Below are 22307 nucleotides of genomic sequence, written 5' to 3' on the forward strand. Positions count from 1 at the left end.
CACTAAGGGTAGTATATGGCAAAAAAAAGTTTCCTGTCAAGTAAATTAACTTATTTATACATTCTTATTCTGTAATTTAGTGCTTCTGCAATATGTGCTCTTTTTATTTCCTCACTTTTTGCAAGATCTGCAATGGTTCTTGCAACTCTTAATATGCGTATGTAGCCTCGATTGGAAATGTAATTTTCTTTCAGTACGTATTTTAGTAATTCTAATCCTTCCTCGTCTGGCTTAGTTAATGCTTCACCACTTACTTCTGCATTACAATAAATATTCAATTTACTATAACGCTCAGCTTGAATTTTCCTCGCTGCTATCACTCTTTTTCTAATATTTTCAGTGCTTTCTCCTTCTGAAGAAATTTCAGGAGAGAGTATACTAACGTTTGGCATTTCAATGCATATGTCTATTCTATCAAGCAAAGGTCCTGATATTTTATTTCTATAATCTGTGCCGCATTTTGGAGCTTTGTTGCACGATCTACTTGCATCACCTAAGTAACCGCACCTGCAGGGATTCATTGCAGCTATAAGTTGAAAATTAGCTGGATAAGTAATGTGAGCATTTGCCCTTGCGATAGTGACTTTTCTATCTTCAAGTGGTTGGCGTAGAGAATCAAGCACAAGCCTTGGAAATTCAGGTAGCTCGTCAAGAAATAACACACCATTGTGAGCCATGGTAATTTCCCCAGGCTTTGCATTTTTTCCTCCTCCTATCATTGCTGGCATGGAACATGAGTGATGAGGTTCACGAAAGGGACGAGTTACTTTAAATGTTTCGTTACCGGCTTTTGTTATGCTAGAGATAATATTAACATCAATCATCTCCTGCTCAGTCAAATCAGGTAATAGCCCTATAAATCGCTTAGCAAGCATTGACTTTCCAGTACCAGGAGGTCCAACAAGAAGCATATTGTGTCCACCTGCTGCTGCAATTTCAGCTGCTCTTTTTGCAACAACTTGGCCTTTGATATCTTTCATATCTGAAACTAACCTTTTCTCCTTGGGTACATCACTATAGTTAAAAACTATCGGCTCAATTAACTGTTCACCTTTAAAATGTCTGATAATATCGGTTAATTTCTCTATAGCTAGAATAGAAACATTCTTTACCCATGAAGCTTCTACTCCATTTCCCCTTGGGCAAATTACTCCTTTATTTGACTGTTTTGCATTGATTGCTGTTGGAAGTACTCCTGAGATTGGTATGACTCTGCTGTCTAGTGCAAGCTCGCCCATAATTATATAAGACTGAACTTTTTCAACTGGTATCACATTCATTACAACAAGTAATCCAACAGCAATAGCTAAGTCATAATGACTACCTTCTTTAAGCAAATCCGCAGGGGAAAGATTAACCGTAATCCTTTTTGGAGGTAACAGAAGATTGATTGAATTTAACGCTGCTCTGATACGCTCTCTGGATTCTGCAACAGTTTTATCCGGCAGTCCAACAATATTGACTGCTAGTACAACATTGCATAATTCTATTATGCCTATTTTGATCAAAATTTGCAAGACTTTTTATGCGAAACACTATGTATAAGTGGTTGTGGTTGATTTCAATTTGATGAATTAACATTCTAATAATATTTTGTTTAGTCTGCCAATCTACCAGATCAAGTTTTGATTCAACACTTGAGGAAAAGTTTTTCAAGCTATCTGTAACAAGGCTCAATTCTTGTTGTAACTTCTTTTGATCGAGTGTTCTTTCTTTCTCTTCTTCAATTTCTTTCAAATGTTGTTTCATTGTTGTGATTCTTGGTTCAAATTCTTCTTGGCTTATAAACCCTTTGGCATAGCTATCAATAAATTTTTTGATACTTAATCTTAGCTTACTTTCTTGCTTTTCACGTGTTTGATTATGTAAAGGCTTTTTGTTCTCTGACAATCTACGTTGATATTCATTTGCAATCCTATCTGGCTCTTTCAGGATACTCTTGACTTCTTCCCATATAACTCCATCTAATACATCAGTGCGTATTGATTTATTATCGCAGATTTTATTGCCATTGAATTTGCTAGAGTTTGTACCAGAGCAACGATAGTAATAATATGTCGACTTTTTATGAACGTGGTTTGTACCGCAATAAGTATATTGACAACGTTGACATACCATTAAACCTTGCAATAAATATGTTTCTCTTCTTTGTCGTACTCTTGCTCTTTGCCTATTTTCAGTTAGTTGTGCCTGTACTGAATCAAATAAAGGCTCATTGATTATTTTTGGTACTGGAATATAAGTCCAGTTCTCTTTATCACTGTTAAAGCGACCACTTTTAAGTTTACCACAAGTTCCTTTTTTTGACTTTTTTACTTGTGGTTTTGAGCATGTCCTAGTTTTACCATAAGCTGCTTTTCCTATATAAGCAGGATTTCTTAACATGTTCCAAATAGTGCTCCTTTTCCAATACCTTTTTCCTGTTCGTGTTATTACCGGTATCTTATTCAGTTCATGTACAACTTCTCCTATACTTGCTCTTTCTTGGCCAACCCGACTAAATATTTTACGCACTATATTTGCCTCTTCTTCATCAACCTCAAATTGAGCACTTCCTTCACCTACATGTTTTGCTATGTAGCGATAACCGTAAGGCGCCCTACCCATCACACTTATACACCCAGCTTTGGCCGCATGAAGTTTACCTCTACGGTTTCGTTCCATAATCTTTGCACGTTCATACTCTGCTATTGCTCCCTGAATCTGTAGAAATAAATGGGAATCAGGATTATCATCAAACTTATGATTCAAAAATACTATTTCAGATTCAGCCTTTTTAAACTCTTCGAGTAAGATCATTTGATATGAAAATTTCCGTGATAGCCGATCAGGTGAATGAATGTATATCTTATCAATCTTACCTTCTGCTACTCTATCACGTAAACTCTCTAAGCCAGGACGTTCTAAATTTGATCCACTGTAACCATTATCGATGAACCTATGCTCATCTAACAATTCATGTCCATCACTACTAATGCGACGCTCCAATTCTACAATCTGACTCTCTATTGTATTCTCCTGTGCCTGTTGTCTTGATGAAACTCTTGCATACAAGCTTACCGTTACCATTTTCTTCTACCTCCTTTATTTTATATTTCAATAATTGTTCATAAGCATTTACCAAATATGTATCCGCCAACCTATGAGGTTCATAACGGCAATTAATAGTTAATTCCCCTTTTTGCATGTTTTTCTTCCTGTGAAATTTTTTATAGGTTAGGAGACTTCTATTAAACTAAACCAATGCACACCTTATTTAAGAAAGCTATCTAGTTTACACAAATTCTCCCTAATTAAATATACAAGATTTGAAAAAATTATGTCCAAAAAATCTTTGCTTGAATTGTCATATTATGTATAATGTAGCTTATTTTATGTAATATGAATGTTCATCCAAGCCATGAATTTTTGGAAAGCGATTTAGAAGTTCCTGTTAACCTTTTACTAGATCGTTTTCAGGATTCTAAGGTACGTCAGTCTTGGTTAGATTCCCTTTCTGGTAAACAACTGAGCATCATTTTTCAGCATTGCTTTAAAAATCATTTAAATGGGCAACTTTTTCAGGATGGAGATTATGACGATAGATCCACTCAGCAAAAACGTAAGATACTTACCAGTTATTCTGACTCTCTTTTCAACTATTATCTCATTAGCTACTTTGATCGTACAAAACTTGAGGCTACAGTTAGTGAAGTAGCAAGATTTGCCCTCACTCAGGAATTAATGAGATCGTACCTGATAAAAAATAATACTAAGTATGATAAAAGATCCTTGTTATTTTTACTGTTTCACATAAATTGCAAACTTCTAAAATCTGTTTATCACTTTGATAAAGTGCAAAAGAAAGGTTTCGTATCATTTGCTCTACAGAAACCACCAAGACAAATAAAAACTTCATTTAAGGAATTTATGTCACCAGAGGCAGTAGAGCAGATACTTAGGGATGATAACCAGTTGCAGGGTTTTTTCCATCATCAAGATCGAATATATATGTTTGTACGCCGAGGAAGTGACATAGATTTACTACTTAATTCAAACAAGGTTGTTCATGGCCATAAACCTGAGTGGATGATTTTAGATTTTTCGCTTGATGGTACAAAGGTTAATCTCTGTGCTAAAAATACTAATAAAGCTGTGGAAATAGCAAATAGCATTATAAGTGGGTATTTTAACTGCGAATGTACTTTTGTAAATATACAAGATAAGAACTTTCCACTACAAGTGCACAAGTTTCTTCAAACATGTATAGAGGGTTCTGACCCTAATATTTGTATATTTGAGTTAAATTTTAAGTCAGATTATTTTAAAAATAGCAATACATATCTTACTCTAACCGTAAAGCCATATGATCCTATTGCACCAGAGTTACATATTTTGAAGCCATCTATTGGCAACGTACTACAATCTATTCAATCAGCTAAAGTAATGTTCCAAAACAAAAAGGTAACATTTTCTTTCAAAGCAAGTGGGGAAATTTATTATTCAGAGCATCCGCTCAATAAAAAAGAAAGAGAGGACCTGAAGAAACATATGGAACAATCTTATGGTCTTAAAATCCTTTCACGAGCAAATTGCTGATCTTTTAAGTTCAAATAGTTCTTGGGTCAATCCAAGTCAAAATCACATTAAAGCAGCAAGATACTTATTTGATCTTGGATTGATAAAAATGCAAAAAAGGTACTATATTGTTTGCTCTCGTGAAAAAGATCATCTTGATTGGCCAAATGTAATTGATCCAAGTTGTAGCAATGAGATTTTCATCGATTCAGACTTTGATGAAGCATGTGATGACGCTATTTGTGAAAACTGTTCTCGTCATATTTTACCTAATACTTATCAAAAACAGAGATTTCATCTCTTATCCATATACTTAAATATAGAGAGAATCATAGAATGGTTTGAAATAAAGTTGAATGATTCAAGACTTATGTGGGAAAAAGTGGAAAAAGGAGTTTATTATATTTGTAATCAAGGTCGTATTGTAAATCTAATAATCCTTGATTTTTGTACTGATGCAATATTTTTAACTATAGATAAACTTAGAGTTCACCCTACAGTTCTCATCACTCTAAAAAAAGATATACCAAATCTATTGTTGAGCCTATATGTAGTGCCAATGGTGAAACTGTTTTGTCAGCTTAAGACTGTAACTGAGATATTCCAAGAGGCAGCTAAAAAAGGAGTACCAGAGGTAGTAGAAAATACTTCTTTGCAAGTTTTACCAGCTTCATATATTTCGCTTAAACGTGTTGAACCAATTATACCAACAAAGCTTTTGGAGTTACAGGTAGTTAAAGGTATGGTATATGTTAATAGTATTGAAGTTATAAATAAAAAAGCTGCATCATGCCTTAATATTTTTCGAATATTGTTCAAGCAATTTTTACATGACTGTGAGAAAGAATTACCACCTGAAAAACATACACTTCTCAATATTAATCAGTTAGAAAAACTCTTGGGACTTAGTTTAGAAGCAGATTTAGAACATCAAATCAGAAAACCATTAAATAAAATGCAAAGAACAATCAAAGCTACACTTGCTGAGAAATTAGGATTAAGTATTGAACGTGATGATGTAATACAAACCCTTGGTTGGCAAAGATCATCATATGGTTATCGTATTAACCCTTTTACTTTGACTATAAAAAAATAGAATTTCCTGATTTTAAAAATTTTCAGCTCCATGAGTAAATTTTCCAACTCCACGTGCAAATGGTCCTGTTTTTACATCAAGCCATTTATCTTCTTTTGAACCATTAGCCATTCCTTTAACTATTTGCTTTGCTTGTAAAAGCTCTTGCACTATACGTTCTAGTCTATCCCTTCCCATACTATGAAAAACTTCAGGCAATCTATGTCGTTGTTTATGTATTCCTGCACTTCCTGTATGAGTAAATGGATGTCCTGAACTAGCAGCTCGCGCAATTGAATCAATAAGATATATTTTAAGATCTTTATCGCTAATATTTTGAGCTTTTAATTGTTCAGTAATGTCTTCCAATAGCCCTGTTTCTTCATTTCTTAGGTAAGTGCGTATGGTACGATCAGCAAGGCCATTTGCTTTAACAACTGCTCCATAAAATAGTGCATTTTGTCTTGGGATTTTTCCAATTGACCTAAAAATCATCGGTTTAGTTATATCCTCAACAGGCCAAAAAGCAAAAGAACACCTGACTCCATTTACGAGAGCAGAAGTACCTCGAATAGCATCTCGTGCTTGCTCTACTGTTGATATAGGCTTTTCTCCCTTCAGCTTTCTCATATGATGTGCAGTAATTATTGAAGCTCCAGTGCTACATGCTAAATCAGATAATAAACACATGAGATAATCCCCTACTGCTGGGTCAGCATTTAAATCTGCATGAATGAAAGAAGCAAGGGGATCAAATATAATGAGCTTTAAATCCTTTATCCTGCTCAGCTGCTTCATTACAGACTCAAATTCTGGAGATATTTCTACAACTTTACCGCGAACATTCTTAAGTATGGCAAAAGATCCTCCTATATTTGGCAGTGGTACAATAAATAGCCTATCTTTATATTTTAATCTCTCGCATTTGGGATCAAGTCGTTCTAAGCGACGATGTATTTCATTTGTATCATCTTCTGCAGAAAATACCACAACAGATCCGTGTTCAGTAACAAATGGACCAAATCCGCATACCTGATCTATGCTAGCTGCAACCTTGAGGGCTAGGTCAAGAAGAAGCATACCTTTACCAGTATCACCCATTGCAGCCAAAATAGATGTTACACCCAAAGGAAATAACCCTTCAACAAGAAATCTTTGCTTTGGTACTGGACCTACAAAACGCTCTACACTCCAGCTGAAAATATCGAGCGGTGGTTTAATAATTATTTTTCTTGAGTTTTTTTCTATGAAGTCAAAAATATCTATATTCTCTTGTACAGCATCAGCAGCATCCCAACTCCTTGGTTTATTCGGTGGAATCTTAAGCGTAGCAAGTGATGCAACACCAAGTTCTAAAAGTCTCTTTTCAGCGTTTTTGGTATATTTATTACCTGCTTCATCGTTGTCTGGCCAAATGATAACATGTTTACCTCTAAGCGGAGTCCAATCTGTTCTATCAATAGGCGCATTTGCTCCAAACATTGCTGTTGTTGCAGTTATTCCTTTCTCTATAAGTGCTTCTGCGCATTTTTCTCCTTCAACCAGAACAACTTTATCGGACCTTAAAATACCTGGAATGTTGTATAGTGGCCTTATCTCTGGCTCTTTGAATCTTTGTTTTTTAACATCAAATGGTTTAAACTGTTTTTTCTCTAAAGGAGGATCATAACGATAGACTATTACAGTCAATTGGTTATTTTCATCGTAGTAATTCCAACTACAAGTCAGATATTGTTCTAGATTTCTGATATTGTTTTGTTTCTTAAGACCAAGCCATTCACTTATTGAAGCCATTACTTCAGGAAATTCTATTTTGGCATTTTTCCCATGTACCGTTGCCCAAAGGTCAATAATGTCACCGCCTTCTCCTGTTGCAAAATCTTTCCATAATCCAGCTCTTTCGCCTGTTAATTCTATTACAGTACTTTTGCCTTTGTTACCCTGTACATCACCTACATAAAACTTATCACCACGAAATGTCCCTCTTGGTAGTAGATGAAAAAGACAAGATCTGATATTTTGCAAAAGCTGAGTCTTTAGCTCTACCATAGTATCCGTTTTTTGCGGACAAGTTAAGCCGTAGCTATAATTTTAGAATTCTGCCAACGCCCATTTACTCTGCTAATGAATTTTGCTGGTATTGATTTGCCGTTTCTTAGCTCATATACTACTTGCAAGACATTTGCGCGTTTACTTGGTTGAAACATTACCATACCAGACGTGTAAAAACTTCTTAAAGCATTAGCACCAATTAAAGCTTGAAAAGGACTTTTTGCGAGTGTGGTTGTGGATACTTTTCTGGTATGACGTGTAATAATTATTCCAGCCATAGGATTAATTATAGAACGTAATTTTTCTATTCTGCTTTGCAGGCCAGAAAATATATTTTCATAGTCAAGAGAATCCAAAACGATAAGGTCTATCATTTTGATATCAAACTTTTCTTTTATAATATCTTTTATTTTCTCTATACCTTCATCATTTAAAATTAATCTCATCTTTGTAGTAATAATCAAGTTTTCTTCTGCTAGATTTGGCAGTCTTTGATTAGTTATGATTTGTTGTATGCGTTCCCTGATATAATTGTACTCCATCTCATTTTGCAGATAGACTATTTTTAGTGGCCTTGCTGACTTCATCTTAAGAAACGACACTCCTGCTGCAAGATGTGCAAGCAAAGAGAGAAGAAAATAACTTTTGCCAACCTTTGGCGTACCACCAATGACTAAAAGACCACCTGGAGTGAGAATTCGTGGAGCTATTATATCTTCTGGTATTGGTGATTGATCATTTAAGTACTGCTTTACAGAAAATATTTTTTCTTCTCTTTTCCCCCCTTTTTTTTCTCCACTCTTTGATTTTTTATTGAGCCACTTTCTAGCAGAATATATATCACCCTTAATTAAAATCCAAAGATCAATAATATCACCACCAGTTCCTTCAGTAAAATTACGCCAATCACCAGCTTCCTTACCTACTATTTTAACTGTAATTGTATTTCCATTTAAGTCTCCAATATAAGTTTTTTCTCGGTAAAACTCACCATTTGGAAGTAGGTAAGAAAGGCACTCCTTGATATTATCGATTAATAATGCTTTTATCTTTTCTTGCTTTTTAGACATAAAACTCCCATACATATTTTTTATACGTTTAAAGTTGAGATTAGCTAGCTCGCAAACAGTTTCAAAAGATTTTGAATTTAGCCAATGAATTGCTTCTTCTCTTAGCTTTGGGTTTTTTCCTACTGCATCCTGAATACCTCTAGTAACGACAGCAGACCAAAGCTTTTCCTCGTCGTACTTCAAAATGGTACTCTGTCAATTTCATAATTTTTACGGTATTCCGGAGTAACTATTGAAGCAATTTTGTTCTTTTCTCCATATTCATCAGTTATAACACCTACCTTTACTGTAAACTCTAACCCATTTAATTCTGCAACTGAATTTAGCTTACGAGCAAGGATTGCACCTTCTGAGTTATCATGTGGATGAATGTCACGTGCTGATTCCAAGATACTGCGAAGCATAGAGCGACCCATTTCTCCCCAAGTATCTTCTGCTTTACTACTTTTAATACCAATTATTTGGTAAATCTTATGCTTTTCATATAGACCTTCAATAACGGTAAATTCTGTATTTAAATAAATGCTACCGGTAGTGGGGCTTTTAGTAAACCAATGCTCATAACCTCCAGGCTTGATTGTCATTTTTACCTTTACTATTGTACCTTTAGGTATTAGTCTACTTTGCGGTTTTACAGTGTTAAAATCAGTTAATAGGTTTTGTAACATATATCACTCTCCATGTTTAAATTTTAAAACTTGCTTTTAATCTTTGTAAGCAGCTTGCCTAAATGCGGTTCTTCAACCATACTCAGGCGTCCACTGCGGTCTTTAGCTGGGTATCCCCAAGGGTTTAAAGTGTGGCAAACAAAAGAGCGTTTCTCCGTTCCATCATCTCTCTTGATTCCAACCATACTGATTACTTCATCAACTATTCCAGGAATCTCACTAGCAGTTTTAGTCCCTTCGCATTGAGGTAGCCAAATTGGACGATTGAAATCATCGAGATATTGACCTAAAGTGCCAACTATGATGATGTCTTTGTCTCTGATGTGTTGAAATTGATTGAGCCAAGCCATCATTTCCTGAGCAAGTAATCCATATGCAGCTCTCATGTCCTGTTTTCCCGATCTCTCAGAAAAAGCTTCAGGTTGCATTTTTGCCCATAATAGACATAAACGTGAAGCAACGGTTATACTATCTACAAAGATGCATCGGTATTTAGAAAACTCAGGGAAAAGATCTTTGTACTTACCAGATACATGTTCATGGTGTCTTTGGCTATATGCTTGATCATACTTCAGCGCAGGATTAGGCCCCCCTATAAGACAAGCAATATCTCTAGCTTCATTCCAAGTGCGAAGACTAATTGAATCTCCTTGCCAATCTTGAACAGCAAGAAGCCCTGCTTCAAAATCAAGGCAAAGTGTTGGTTCATCTACGGTCTTTAGGAGACTTGTTTTACCAATACCATAAGGACCAAAGATGACCATTTTTACAGTTGATATTGTTTGCAATCTTTCATTATTATTCAAAATTTTAAGAACCATTATTTATCCATGCTACGATGTATATATATACAAGAAAGGCAAAAATTTTGTTCAATTTTTCTTTTTGCCTTCGTAGTAAATAGGAGAAAGTTTGGCACGTATCTTCTTGATAATATTGTTTAAAGTGGTTCTTGAAACGTTGTTCATTTTGGCAACTTCATGTAAGTTAAAAAATTTAAGTTGCTCACATATATTTTGCCATTCCTTTGGTAAAACCGAGATCATATAGTCTACATCAATGCGTTTTGTTATTTCACCCTCAAATAGCTCTGTTACATCAATACTAATGTAATTGTTGATATCACGTTTTGCACATCGCTGTTTCTTTAGCAAGTTAATAGCTTTATTTTCAGTTAATCTTGCTACAAAGGTGTTAAAGCTACTTTTGTCTTCATCATACTGATCAAGACATGGCCAAATTTCACAGAAGAGTTCTTGTTCAAGGTCTTCATGATTCTCATCAATAAAGCACTTAGCAAGTTTCAGTCTATAAGCTTGGTATTTTACGTTTTTAACAATTATAGCTATATTTTTTAACTTCATGGTTTTCCCTAAAACAAATTAATGCTTTAAGGATGGAAGTTATTAATGCCCTTATGTAGGACAGGAGCAAAAATAAATAATACTGATGCAATTTTTAATCTATTGATATTCTATTGTTTTTTTTTGAGAATAATACTGATGCAATTTAAAATAATACAGTTCAGGTTTTTGGAACCTATTTTGAATGGATTTCAATATTTTTAAGAATGGGTAGCTCAGGCTTCCTAAAGTTATATTAAAAACATATAAGAATTTCATATTTTGAAATTCAATATCACCTAAAGAGCTAAAAATGTGGATTTCGCTATTAAAAGAATAGCTTAAATTTTTAAGAGGAAAATAGTTGAAAAGTATGCTCTCTATAACCTTAAGTTCCGTTCCTAATTACTGGCTTCCTAAATCAGGAATTAGGAAGCAGGAATCTAGAATTAGCCTGTATGGCTGGTTTTCACCATGCGTTCCTAAAACCGTTCCTAGGAACGGCATATCTGAAGTCCGCCAATATGGAGGATTCTAGCTTCCTGAAACCCTTATATATAATATATATATATAATACATATATAAAAATATACACATATATAAAAACATATAAAATATAAAAGTAGAATAATAAAAAAACCTCTAAAAGTAGAAAAATCATGTTTAGAAGGTTTTCAAATTCGAGAATTATAAAAAAAAATTCCTAAAAATTTGAAGATTTTTTGGACGAAAATTTTTCAAATCTTGTATATATATGTACACAACAATTGAAAGGCTTGGTAAACAAACTGGCTGTAAAAGAGTTTTTATGTTAGTTGTTAAATTTCGAAAATTAAAGATTTTTTGGACGTAATTTTTTCAAATCTTGTATATATATGTACTCGGCAATTGAAAGGAAATGCTCACCCTAGATCTTGGCAAACAAACCGGCTGGACTATTTTAAATGATGGAATAGTGCAAAGTGGAAGTAAGAGTTTTCATGTTAGCAGGTTTAGTGGTGGTGGAATGCAGTTTTTAAATTTTCGTAATTGGCTTAATTCACTTAAGTATAAATTTCCAGGCATTGAAGTTGTATACTTTGAAGAAGTGAGAAGACACTTGGGAACTGATGCTGCACATATCTATGGAGGGTTTTTAGCACACCTTTCTGCTTGGTGTGAAGAAAGTAATATTCCCTATCAAGGTGTTTCGGTTAAGACTATTAAACGTTTTATAACTGGCAAGGGCAATGCAAGTAAAGCTGATGTAATTGAAGCAGTGCAGGAAAAGGGTTTTTGTCCAACAGATGATAATGAAGCAGATTCTTTAGCATTAATGTTCTATGTTATGAATTTTAGTAAAGATTTTAATACGTTGGAAATATCATAAAAAGTGGGTCCTTCCGGCCATGCTGGCGGATTTGGTGGTCCTGACCTCGGGCCTTCTTTAGCGTTAGACATATTTCAAATGTTAACTACTTACGAAATTATAGCTGAGCAGTGCTAAAATAAGGAGAAAAAAAAGGTGAGAATTACGCAAGCAGAATGGGCAAGAGAAAAAGGGTTTTCGAGGCAATATGTCTGTTCTTTGGCAAAGAAAGGAATAGTTGAGCTGGAAGATGGACTTATTGACCCTGAACAAGCAAATGAAGCGGTAGCAGCAATAAGAGATCCAAATCAGCCACTTAGGAGAAAGAATAACCTAGAGCACGAAGAAAAACTTTCAACGATATTGCTAAAAACGCGAATAAAAAATGAAACGGAGCGTGGTAAACTTTTGGAAGCTAAAGTGAAAGCTGAAATAGGCAAATTTATGTCAATTGAAGAGGTAAAAACTGAAGCATTTAACGTAGCAAGAGTTGTTCGTAATAATTTGCTTAATATTCCAAATAGAGTTTCAGCACTGCTTGCATCACTGAGTGACACCGAAAAGATTCATATGGCGCTAACTGAAGAGATTACAAACTCATTACAAGAATTATCTAATACTAAATTTCAAATATAAAAAAGATTTTGAATATAAAATGGCTGATAACTTAAGTTTAGAGTTAATAAAATGCCTCATTAATCAACCTGGATTAGATGTTAATGTCAGAGGGTTAAACGGAAAAACTCCACTGCATTGCGCTATAGAGTTTGATGAATTAAGCATGGTGGATTTGTTACTCACGAAGAAGAATATTAATCCTTTTGTGGAAGATAATGAAGGTAAAACATCTCTTGATTACGCCAAAGAAGGGAAAAAAGCAGAAATATTACAAGCGCTAATTAATAACAAGTACGGGTCAGAACAAGATAGTTTACTTCATTTAGCTGCAATGATAGGTGAAGTTAATGCAGTTAGATATTTGATAGGAAAAGGTATTGACGTTAATGTACGAAATGCTTTGCATCATACGCCATTACATCTAGCAGCAGGCATAGAACATAGAAATGTTGTTAAAATTTTAGTAAAAGAAGGAAACGCTGAAATTGATGTCTTTGATGCACGAAATCAGACACCAATGCACTATGCAGTTAATAATAAGAAATTGGAGATAGTAAAGTTACTGCTCAAGCTAGGAGCAGATGTAAATAGCGCACGCATGGGACAAAACTCAATGAAATTGTCACCTGTTCATATAGCTGTAAGTAATACTAATTATGATGAAAGAGACTTATGTCTTGATATCCTCAAATGCTTAATAAAGGAGCCTAATGCTCAAGTGAATCTACAAGACTACGAAAATAAAACGCCACTACATTACGCTGAAAGACTTAAAACAATAGAAGTTTTACTGACGCGAGAAGATATAGACCCTCTGGTAAAAGACGATAGCGGCAAGACACCATTCGATTACGCTAAACCTGAGATAAAGAAGGCTTTGATGAGTAATAAATATGGTTCTGAGAAGAATAGTCTACTACATTTAGCTGCACAAAGAGGAGAAATTGAGCTTGTAGATGCAATTTTAAAAGAAGAAATCGATATTGATATTTCAAACAATAAAAGTCTATCACCAATTTACCTTGCTGCAGAAAAAGGACATTTACATGTAGTAAAATTACTACTGAAAAAAGGAGCAAATTATACACCTGTTTTACATTTAGCAATCAAGTCAAATAATTTAGAGTTACTTAAAGTTTTATTTACTGAAAAAAATGGAGCGTTACTCTGCAGAGACACCGTTGTTAATTTTCCAACCCTTCATAACAAATATATAGTACAGAGAGAAATAGCAGATAAAAGAATGAAAAAACATAACAATATTATCTGCATCTACATTACAGCCAGCGCAATAGCAGTAGCAGTATATATAGGGTTAATAACAACAATGGGAAATGCTATCATTTTTGCAACAATAACAGGGGTATTTGCGCTTGTTATAGCAATAATGATAAGTGAGATGAGCAAAAGATATATAGAAAACGAATTTCAGAAAAAGATGTTTATGGAACTGGAGGAGTCTGGAGAAATAAGTTCTACTGTTAATGATGTTGAGTTAGAACCAATTATGAGTAGATGCAGACAATGATATACGCCAAATCTTTTTCTGAAGGTTTAAGACCAGACCCGCAACTTAAAGTATCAGAGTGGGCGAATGAGTATCGAGTTTTAGCAGCAACTGCAGCATCAGAGCCAGGAAAATGGAGAACGGAAAGAACTCCTTATTTAAAAGAGATCATGGATTCACTTTCTCCGTCCTCACCAGCAGAAAAAGTAGTATTCATGAAAGGAGCGCAGATTGGGGGAACAGAAGCGGGAAATAATTGGATAGGCTATATCATCGATCAAACACCAGGTCCAATGTTAGTTGTGCAGCCAACAGTCGAAATGGGAAAGCGTTGGTCAAAGGGAAGATTTGCGCCACTGATTGAAAGTACACCATGTTTAAAAAGTAAATATAATGCACCCATTTGTCTAGACCATTTTTTTCAAAGTGATCCGATTTTTAAAATGAATATGTTGATAAATACGTCGACACACATTTAAAGTATTTATCAATATATTCATTTACTGTTTATGATAATAAAGATCAGCAGGAACTTTATAATGTAGAGTCTGATGTCGCCTTTTATAGTTATACCAACCAACAAAATCGTTTATTATAAGATTCAAATCTCTGATACTATTTGGTCTATAATAATATATAGCTTCTTGCTTTAAAGTTCTCCATAAACGCTCAACAAATATATTGTCGAAGCAACGTCCTTTATGATCCATACTAATTTTAATATTAGCACGCTCTAATTCCATAATAAAGTTGTAGCTAGTAAACTGCACTCCTTGATCACTATTAAAAATCTCAGGTTTACCTTGTTTTAGAGCTTCTTTGAGAGTATAAAGGCAAAATCCAGCATCGAGATATGGTGATAATGAATGAGCAATAATATAGCGACTATACAAGTCCATTATTGCCACAAAATAGACAAACTTACCTTCTACCATAATATATAGTAGCCCATACCTGATTAACTCTACAAATAATCAAATCTTTGAGTAAATAAGGATATATTTTATGCTTTTTTTCTTTAATACTTGTATTACATCTTTTTCTACAATACAGCCCACTAATCTTCATTTTTTTCATAATTCTTAAGATTTTTTTGTGATTGACTACTACTCCACTCGCTATGATTTCAGCAGTAATTTTACGATATCCATAACGGCAATCAGAAGCCAAATATACTTCTTGAATCAAATTTCACTTTCGTTATTAATTATATGCCTATAATATAGGCTAGATCTGCAAATCCCCAGTAAATCAGCCTGTTTCCTAATTGATAGATCAGAATCTTTTTCTATAAACCTTACTCTATCTTTTTTGCTTATTTCAGTAATTTTTTTTTCAAATAACTATTTTCCACTGTCAATTCTCCTATTACTTTATGTAAACTTTCTATTTCTTGCGCTAAGATTCTTTGTTTTCTCGCACTTTCACTTTCTTCAACAAATAGGTCTTTTAACCTTGCCAATACTCTATCACGCCAATCATATAGATTTGTTGATGGTATTTTATATTCACTACATATCTCAGATGTGCTTTTTTGATTTTTTATTGCTTCCAAAGCTATCTTTGCTTTTAACTCTGGTTCATATTTTTTTGTTGCCATACTTTTACCCCTTTACCTTCCTACTCGGATCAACCATTTTTTTTTGGTCTAGTTTATGGGGTGCATTATATAATATGGCTGTTGTGGGAGCTTCAATGCGTAAGTTACTCCATATTGTTTTTGGTGTTCTAAGTTCAAAGAAGGCTTTTGATCCAGACCATATCAAAAACTATAGGGCTAAGAGGTTGGCTGAAGGTTTAGTGCTTTAAAAGCAAAAAATGCTTTCTATCACATCTTATGTAAAACAGTACCTTACACAAATTTATTGGATATTGTTGGTTAGTGTATATGTTGATAAGTAAATTTCTGCTGTTGTGTACGTATAAAATTAATTTACTTATCAACATATACACTAACTATAATCTGCGTACCACTACACGAAATATAGATTGGAAGAATTTTTGGATTTTATGATACAGCTTGGACAATTTTTGTAATTTTTTTGTTGACTCGCAAGACGGTATCTTTTGTTTTAGTTTCTTTAATTCTTCTAATTCATCACTATTCATACATTTTACCTCATAAAACTATTCAATATTATATACATAAACATTAGGGAATGTTAGCACTTTCTATATGCTTGCGCACTTCCTATTATTCCTTTAACATAGCTGACACTTTTTTTGAATGAGAAATCACTTTATTAATCATATAATTCTCATGATTGTTATCTATTTTAGGCAGCTCGTACAGATAATTCACCATTATTCCGGCTGACTGACTAATGCCTTTTTCAGAAGTATCAGCCATCCAGTTGATTTGTTTGATTGATGCACCATTGCTTAAATGAAAGTGTGCTACTGGATCATAAGCACCCCCACCACTGCTTTTAACCTTTAGCAAATAATGTGCACAAAGTTTCAGTAGGGACTGTTTTTCGCATTCAATGTTAGTTTTTATGCTTTCTAAAATTTCTATACCTGATTGTTTTATATTAAGCTTACCTAATAAAGCTACGTCTTGATTTTTTAGCCATTTTGTAAATCCAGGAACTGGAGAAAGAGTTGCATACACTTTTACGCTTTTAAATTCTTGCGATAGTTTTTCTACGACTCTCTTTATTAAAAAGTTACCGAGGCTAATTCCAGATAAACCAGTTTGAGTGTTTGATATTGAATAGAATATAGCAGTACTTGCACTGCTTGGGTCACTTGAAGGAACTGACTCGTCCAAAACGTGTTGAATACTATCTGCAATCTCATTCATCAGTGCAACCTCTACAAAAATTAAAGGTTCATTTGGTATTTTGTAATGAAAGAAAGCAAAACAGAGATGATCAGAATCTAGTCTGTTTTTTAAGTCACCCCAAGAGGAAATTTTATGTACAGCTTCGTATTTTATAAGTTTTTCCAACAATGATGCAGGTGAATCCCAGGTGATTTGATGAAGATCAAGTAGATCAACATCAACCAAAGTACAAAGTATACTTTTTAATTCGTTTCCTAGTGGACTTAGACTTTTATATTGATTCTTCAGCTTGAGTACATCAGAACGCATATCAACAATAAACTTAAGGCCCTCCGGTAAGGAGATAAACTGCTTCAATATTTTAGAGCGTGGTGATTCAAGGACTTTTATTAAGTCTTGTTCAAACTTATAGCTCGACTCAGAATCTTGATTTTTCTTATATACTTTTATTTCTTCATCTATTTTCGTTTTATCCGGATTGAACTTTTCTGCCAGGGTTTGTAAAAATTTTATTTGACCTGCCTCTGATAAACTCAAGTACAAATTACCAAGAGATACGGTGTTCTTACGTGCTGAGACTTCACCCCCCTTTGGGTTTAAGCATTCGTTCATCTTCAAGACTAAACTATCGATATCGCGACTACTACTTAAATCAGGGCCAATATTGCCAACCCATGACCTTACAGCATCTGCTACTTCACCTAATATTTTAAAAAAGCCCTTTGTTGCTTTCTTATCTTCAACTTTTACTATATCAGTTTTTGCTAATGATTCTTTTGTCATATGTTCCTTTTATCGTGTATCTATCTTAATTTAAAGAAAAATCTTAGTCTACAAAGAAGGCATATATTTTCATGGCACAACTATTTTGCAATCTATTAAAATTTTCGTAAAGAGAGTTAGATTTTTAATTTCATTATTTCTCTTACAAAAGTACTTTTATTATAAAAATGCCCTTTTGCCTCTTTCTTTTCCGGGTAAGGCTGATTTTTTAATTACCTAGTCGAAGTTACTTAATTTTTACACATCTATTGTAAAGTACAAAATCTGACTTTGGAATGAAAATGCTAGCTGATGCTTGGACTTTATTGATACTTACGCTACTTGAAACTATACTTGGTATAGACAATTTAATCTTTATTTCTCTAGCAATAGATAAGGTGCCAAATCTGCTGAGAGAAAGAGCCCGCCTGATAGGTTTTGGCTTGGCGCTATTGATGCGTTTTGTAATACTATTTTTTATATCACATATATTATCAATGGAAAAGCCTATATTTCACTCTGTATCACTAGATATTTCAGTAAAAGATTTGCTTATGATTGCAGGAGGGTTATTCCTTATTGTTAAAAGTTCTATGGAGTTATGGAGCGAAATTTTTGTACATAAGGAGAACAAAACAAAGGCAAACGTTAAATCACAATTTTTTTTAGTTGTGCTACAAATTATATTAATAGATTTAGTTTTTTCTGTTGATTCAATATTAACTGCTATAGCATTAACTCATAATATGATAATCATTGCTATAGCATTTACATTTTCCATATTAGCAATGCTATTTTCATCAAGTTATACCGCTCAGTTAATAAAATCCAGCCCAAGCTTAAAAGTAATTGCCATTCTATTTATTTTACTCATCGGTATATATTTAATACTTGAAGGACTTCACATAGAGCTACCAAAAGCATGTTTGTATTCTTCATTCATGTTTGCATTGCTTGTGGAAGCTATAAGCAAAATAAAGACAATGCGGCCTTGAAATTATTTTCTACAAAGCAAAAGTCTAATTTTTATTCCGGTGTGTGACGAATATCTGTACGAACATTTCGATGTCATCCGAGTAGCTGACACAGGTTCTTTTTTTCTGGATTCCAGCGTCACGCGCTGGAATGACATTAAATAGTTTTCCTTAAAATTTGAGTTATGCAAGCAGCCTCTTTGCTGTGATTCGAGTAGCTGAAACTGGAATGAAATTACTGCTACTCCCACTCAATAGTTGCTGGTGGTTTGGAAGTTAAATCATACACAACTCGATTTACTCCGGAAACTTTGTTAACAATTATACTACTGACGTCTTGCAAAAACCTCCAAAATACTAACGAATGTTGATCTTTATTTTCAAATGGAAATGCATCAGCTGTCATGCCATCAGATGAAGTCACAGCCCTTAAAGCGCAAACATATCCGTATGTACGATTATCTCCCATAACTCCCACAGTTTTTACTGGTAACAGTACAGCAAAAGCCTGCCATATTTTATCATACAGATCATAGTTTTTCATTGTGTTGATATATATTTCATCTACTTCTTGCAATATTCGTACCTTTTCTTCATCAACCTTACCTATGATCCTCACTGCAAGTCCAGGTCCAGGAAATGGATGTTGAAATATTATCTCATCTGAAAGCCCAATTTCTTTGCCAAGCAGCCTTACTTCATCTTTAAAGAGATAGCGTAAAGGTTCTACTAGTTTCAGATTCATTTTTTCTGGCAACCCACCAACATTGTGATGAGATTTAATTGTACTAGTGTTTCCTGAAGCGTGACCTGATTCAACTACATCAGAGTAAATGGTGCCTTGCATTAAAAAATCCACATCACCTATTTTTTTTGCCTCTTCTTCAAATACTTCGATAAAAGTATTGCCGATAATTTTTCGCTTTTCTTCCGGATCAGTTATTCCCTTTAACCTACTTAAAAACAAGTTTGATTTATCAACGTAATTTATTGGAATTTCTTTTAACATAGCAGTGGTCTGGCTCTTACGCAATAACCCAGTATCGATAAAAATACAGTTTAATTGTTTTCCTATAGCTTTGTGTGTAAGAACTGCTGCAACACTTGAATCAACCCCCCCACTTACTGCAGCAATTACTTTTTTCTCCCCTACTAAGTTTTGAATTTTTTCCTTCTGTTTTTCAATGAATGACTTCATTGTCCAATCTCTCTCACAATTTGCAATATCTAAGAAATTAGAGAGAAGTTTACTACCATTTGTCGTAGGCTTAACTTCAGGATGGAACTGAGTACAGTAAATCTTCCGCTGTTCGTTGGCAATTATTGCGATTGTTTGATTTATTATACCTGAGGCAATAGCAGTAAATCCTTGCGGTATAGTTTCGACACTGTCTGCATGGTTCATTAGCACATCGACTTCGGAATTAACGTCCCAAGTATCCTTTATAATTGGGGATTCTTTTAGTATCTTGATTTTAGTTTTGCCAAATTCCTGATTGAATTCTTTTCTTACCTTTGCCCCGAAATAATGACAAATGAGTTGCTGTCCATAACATATTCCAAGTATAGGAGTGTTTATTGTTTCGTTAAGTTTTATAATTTTATGTGCTACTTCACTTACTTCAGAGCAATTGTCATTTACAGATTGCGGTCCTCCAGAAAAAATAAATCCATTGAATTTTGATACTGTTTCGAAATCGATATTGCTTGGAAATATTTCACAGTAAACGCCCATTTCCCTGATTTGTCTTGCAATAAGCTGTGTAAACTGTGAACCAAAATCAATAACGGCAATTGCTGACAATGTGCTCCTCCATATTATTTAAAGCAATATTTGATAATAAAGAAAACAATAAAGTAAGTAAACTAAGACCTGTTTAAAAACTTTAATATATGACTAAAGTAACTTAAATTTACCGCAACAGATTTATGATTAAGCTGTCTTAATTATCATTCTGATACTCTCTTCTTATCATAATAGCAACCCCAACATCTTTCCTTAAGTTGATACCATTGCCTGAACGGATACGTTTAATATATATATAAATTCCTATCTTTTATATCTAATAAACCAAGTGTTGGTACGATTGTTGCTTTCAGGAAGATGACGGTTTCTACTGTCTTAGCCAGTTTTTTTGACTTTTGATGCAATAAGTTTTGGTTATCTTTTCTATGCTCTATAAGCCCACCAATTACCATAACTTCGCCGCTCTTAATTTTTAACGTAGAGTTCATTTCTCTGGTTTCAATAATTGGAATGTCACTATTTAATTTCATTTTATTCTGTTGTGCGACATATTCTATATTTGGGTCTTTAGTGTAATTGTTAATTCTTGATAAGGTTGGGTGTATATCCATAAATATTTCGTTAGTATCAATGTTAATGCTTGGGTGGATTATTAACACCACACCTATTGGAGTGCTATTCATCTTGGTAATTAAGGCATGATTGGAGTTTCCGGTATCTTTCTGTATATCGGAAGTAAAATAGATATGGTTTTTAGTAAATGAAATCATTGCTTGCTGATTATTTATAGCATGTACTCTAGGGCTTGAAATTACGGTTGAAGTGCCAAACTTGTCTAAAGTTTTTACTAAATTTTCTAAATCAGAGTTCATTACCAGGCTAGTAATGGAACTATCTTGATTTGTTATAGATTTTGTTTCATTATGCAAATCATTTAAGTTGATACCAGAAAGGTATTTATCGTCTAATACAACTTCAACTATTTTGGCCTCTATCATTACTTGAGAAGACGCCAGTCTCTTAACTTTATTAATATATTCTTCAACAGCTTTATGAATATCCTTCCTGGCATTTAGAATAATGACACCAGCTTCTCTGTTGGATGAAAGAAATTCACCATCATCCACTCCATTAACATCCATTATTGCATTTAAGCCTTTTTCTAATGAACTCCATAAGTCACTGCTATATTGAGACTTTCTAACATTCCTGTCAGCATCGCTGCTTGTAACATTGCCACTAACGACAAAATTGCTTTGAGCAGAGTGTTGAATATTGATGAAGTCTACGTAATAATTTTGTGCGTATGGCAAATCCTGTTCAATTCTAATTACACCATTATTCATTGAGTAACGCAATTTGGCGCTGTTGGCTATACTCTGAATTACTTCATTTATATTCTTATCCTTTAGCTTTAAAATAATATTACCTGATATCTGGGGATCTATGTCTAAGTTAACGTCAGAAAGTTTTCCTATCTCAATCAGTAAATCCTTTACTGGTACTTTTTCATCAACATTAATCGAAAGAAACTGATTACTGGTTGTAAGATCGGGAAACTCTACCGGTAAAGGTATCATTTCTGGTATTGCTGGTTCGTTATTCTTCAAAGGAGTATTATATTGTTGCAACGAATAATCGTGCTTATAATTGTCTATATTAACAGAATGTTGCTTGTTAGGTAGATGTGTACAAGAAATAATGAAAAGGAGTATTAAACATTTTAAAATAGCCATGAGGGCAGCATACAAATCTATACTAATAGTTTTCTATAAAAATGTTAAAAATGTATTTAATT

16 protein-coding genes and 3 pseudogenes are annotated in these 22307 nt (G+C 33.9%); 8 read left to right on the forward strand and 11 right to left on the reverse strand.

The window, feature by feature from the left end:
• Window positions 1-50: 50 nt before the first annotated feature.
• Window positions 51-1508, reverse strand: a complete 1458-nt coding sequence (locus tag OPS21_RS05185; RefSeq protein ID WP_264336846.1) for a YifB family Mg chelatase-like AAA ATPase — start codon at window positions 1506-1508, stop codon at window positions 51-53.
• A complete protein-coding gene (locus tag OPS21_RS05190) occupies window positions 1438-3069 on the reverse strand; it encodes a recombinase family protein (RefSeq protein ID WP_265027582.1) in 1632 nt (543 codons plus the stop codon). The genes OPS21_RS05185 and OPS21_RS05190 overlap by 71 nt, the downstream gene beginning before the upstream one ends.
• Before the next feature lie 312 nt (window positions 3070-3381).
• Here OPS21_RS05190 and OPS21_RS05195 point away from each other — a divergent pair, with 312 nt between their 5' ends.
• Both OPS21_RS05195 and OPS21_RS05200 read left to right on the forward strand, forming a co-directional pair.
• Window positions 3382-4578 (forward strand): hypothetical protein, encoded by a 1197-nt coding sequence (locus tag OPS21_RS05195; RefSeq protein ID WP_265027583.1) that lies wholly within the window; start codon window positions 3382-3384, stop codon window positions 4576-4578.
• Window positions 4544-5653 carry a hypothetical protein gene (locus OPS21_RS05200; RefSeq protein WP_265027584.1) on the forward strand — a complete coding sequence of 370 codons (1110 nt, stop codon included), beginning with the start codon at window positions 4544-4546 and terminating at the stop codon, window positions 5651-5653. Before OPS21_RS05195 ends, OPS21_RS05200 begins: the two co-directional genes overlap by 35 nt.
• A 12-nt stretch (window positions 5654-5665) precedes the next feature.
• Here the strand turns inward: OPS21_RS05200 and OPS21_RS05205 are convergent, their stop codons facing one another.
• Genes OPS21_RS05205 through OPS21_RS05225 form a run of 5 tightly spaced genes read right to left on the reverse strand, consistent with a single transcriptional unit; the run spans window position 5666 to window position 10786 of the window.
• Entirely contained in the window at window positions 5666-7681 is a 2016-nt protein-coding gene (locus OPS21_RS05205; RefSeq protein WP_265027585.1) for an AAA family ATPase, read from the reverse strand.
• Window positions 7682-7704: 23 nt separating this feature from the next.
• Window positions 7705-8937 (reverse strand): AAA family ATPase, encoded by a 1233-nt coding sequence (locus OPS21_RS05210; protein WP_265027586.1) that lies wholly within the window; start codon window positions 8935-8937, stop codon window positions 7705-7707.
• Entirely contained in the window at window positions 8934-9422 is a 489-nt protein-coding gene (locus tag OPS21_RS05215) for a hypothetical protein (protein WP_262986326.1), read from the reverse strand. The genes OPS21_RS05210 and OPS21_RS05215 overlap by 4 nt, the downstream gene beginning before the upstream one ends.
• A gap of 23 nt (window positions 9423-9445) precedes the next feature.
• Entirely contained in the window at window positions 9446-10243 is a 798-nt protein-coding gene (locus OPS21_RS05220) for an ATP-binding protein (RefSeq protein ID WP_077188248.1), read from the reverse strand.
• A gap of 51 nt (window positions 10244-10294) precedes the next feature.
• Entirely contained in the window at window positions 10295-10786 is a 492-nt protein-coding gene (locus tag OPS21_RS05225; RefSeq protein ID WP_264336334.1) for a sigma-70 family RNA polymerase sigma factor, read from the reverse strand.
• An 877-nt stretch (window positions 10787-11663) separates the two neighbouring features.
• Here OPS21_RS05225 and OPS21_RS05230 point away from each other — a divergent pair.
• The 4 genes and pseudogenes from OPS21_RS05230 to OPS21_RS05245 all read left to right on the forward strand — a co-directional run.
• On the forward strand, window positions 11664-12134 hold the full coding sequence (locus tag OPS21_RS05230) for a hypothetical protein (protein ID WP_015587746.1): 471 nt from the start codon (window positions 11664-11666) through the stop codon (window positions 12132-12134).
• Window positions 12135-12269: 135 nt separating this feature from the next.
• The gene (locus OPS21_RS05235; RefSeq protein ID WP_264336333.1) at window positions 12270-12749 is read left to right on the forward strand and encodes a hypothetical protein; all 480 of its coding nucleotides are present in this window, start codon (window positions 12270-12272) and stop codon (window positions 12747-12749) included.
• 19 nt (window positions 12750-12768) lie between these two features.
• On the forward strand, window positions 12769-14259 hold the full coding sequence (locus OPS21_RS05240) for an ankyrin repeat domain-containing protein (protein WP_265027588.1): 1491 nt from the start codon (window positions 12769-12771) through the stop codon (window positions 14257-14259).
• Window positions 14256-14639 (forward strand): annotated as a pseudogene (locus OPS21_RS05245) (phage terminase large subunit family protein); the annotation flags it as partial. The gene OPS21_RS05240 and the pseudogene OPS21_RS05245, both read left to right, overlap by 4 nt.
• 99 nt (window positions 14640-14738) lie before the next feature.
• Here the strand turns inward: OPS21_RS05245 and OPS21_RS05250 are convergent.
• A pseudogene (locus OPS21_RS05250) lies at window positions 14739-15838 on the reverse strand (IS3 family transposase).
• Window positions 15839-15912: 74 nt separating this feature from the next.
• Between OPS21_RS05250 and OPS21_RS05255 the strand changes: the two are divergent.
• Window positions 15913-16047, forward strand: a pseudogene (locus tag OPS21_RS05255) (IS110 family transposase); the annotation flags it as partial.
• A 385-nt stretch (window positions 16048-16432) separates the two neighbouring features.
• Here the strand turns inward: OPS21_RS05255 and OPS21_RS05260 are convergent.
• Window positions 16433-17809 carry a malonyl-CoA decarboxylase gene (locus tag OPS21_RS05260; protein ID WP_264337123.1) on the reverse strand — a complete coding sequence of 459 codons (1377 nt, stop codon included), beginning with the start codon at window positions 17807-17809 and terminating at the stop codon, window positions 16433-16435.
• 281 nt (window positions 17810-18090) lie between these two features.
• Between OPS21_RS05260 and OPS21_RS05265 the strand changes: the two genes are divergently transcribed.
• Window positions 18091-18783: a TerC family protein gene (locus OPS21_RS05265; RefSeq protein WP_143689513.1), complete on the forward strand. Its 693-nt coding sequence runs from the start codon at window positions 18091-18093 to the stop codon at window positions 18781-18783.
• Window positions 18784-19003: 220 nt separating this feature from the next.
• On the opposite strand, the gene guaA is transcribed toward OPS21_RS05265, so the two are convergent.
• Window positions 19004-20566, reverse strand: a complete 1563-nt coding sequence (guaA, locus tag OPS21_RS05270) for a glutamine-hydrolyzing GMP synthase (RefSeq protein ID WP_264337122.1) — start codon at window positions 20564-20566, stop codon at window positions 19004-19006.
• A 227-nt stretch (window positions 20567-20793) separates the two neighbouring features.
• Window positions 20794-22260, reverse strand: coding sequence for a type II secretion system protein GspD (locus OPS21_RS05275; protein WP_265027589.1), 1467 nt, complete (start codon window positions 22258-22260; stop codon window positions 20794-20796).
• Window positions 22261-22307 lie beyond the last annotated feature (47 nt).

It is taken from the genome of Wolbachia endosymbiont (group B) of Chorthippus parallelus (assembly GCF_947251815.1).
Taxonomy (GTDB): Bacteria; Pseudomonadota; Alphaproteobacteria; order Rickettsiales; family Anaplasmataceae; genus Wolbachia.

Bases quoted from the DNA above. Each gene is read 5' to 3' on its own strand.
- OPS21_RS05240 (WP_265027588.1), top strand. From the start codon at position 12,769: ATGGCTGATAACTTAAGTTTAGAGTTAATAAAATGCCTCATTAATCAA.
- OPS21_RS05200 (WP_265027584.1), top strand. From the start codon at position 4,544: ATGGTCTTAAAATCCTTTCACGAGCAAATTGCTGATCTTTTAAGTTCA.
- OPS21_RS05220 (WP_077188248.1), bottom strand. From the start codon at position 10,243: ATGGTTCTTAAAATTTTGAATAATAATGAAAGATTGCAAACAATATCA.
- OPS21_RS05215 (WP_262986326.1), bottom strand. From the start codon at position 9,422: ATGTTACAAAACCTATTAACTGATTTTAACACTGTAAAACCGCAAAGT.
- OPS21_RS05205 (WP_265027585.1), bottom strand. From the start codon at position 7,681: ATGGTAGAGCTAAAGACTCAGCTTTTGCAAAATATCAGATCTTGTCTT.
- OPS21_RS05260 (WP_264337123.1), bottom strand. From the start codon at position 17,809: ATGACAAAAGAATCATTAGCAAAAACTGATATAGTAAAAGTTGAAGAT.
- OPS21_RS05230 (WP_015587746.1), top strand. From the start codon at position 11,664: ATGCTCACCCTAGATCTTGGCAAACAAACCGGCTGGACTATTTTAAAT.
- OPS21_RS05265 (WP_143689513.1), top strand. From the start codon at position 18,091: ATGCTAGCTGATGCTTGGACTTTATTGATACTTACGCTACTTGAAACT.
- OPS21_RS05190 (WP_265027582.1), bottom strand. From the start codon at position 3,069: ATGGTAACGGTAAGCTTGTATGCAAGAGTTTCATCAAGACAACAGGCA.
- OPS21_RS05225 (WP_264336334.1), bottom strand. From the start codon at position 10,786: ATGAAGTTAAAAAATATAGCTATAATTGTTAAAAACGTAAAATACCAA.
- OPS21_RS05195 (WP_265027583.1), top strand. From the start codon at position 3,382: ATGAATGTTCATCCAAGCCATGAATTTTTGGAAAGCGATTTAGAAGTT.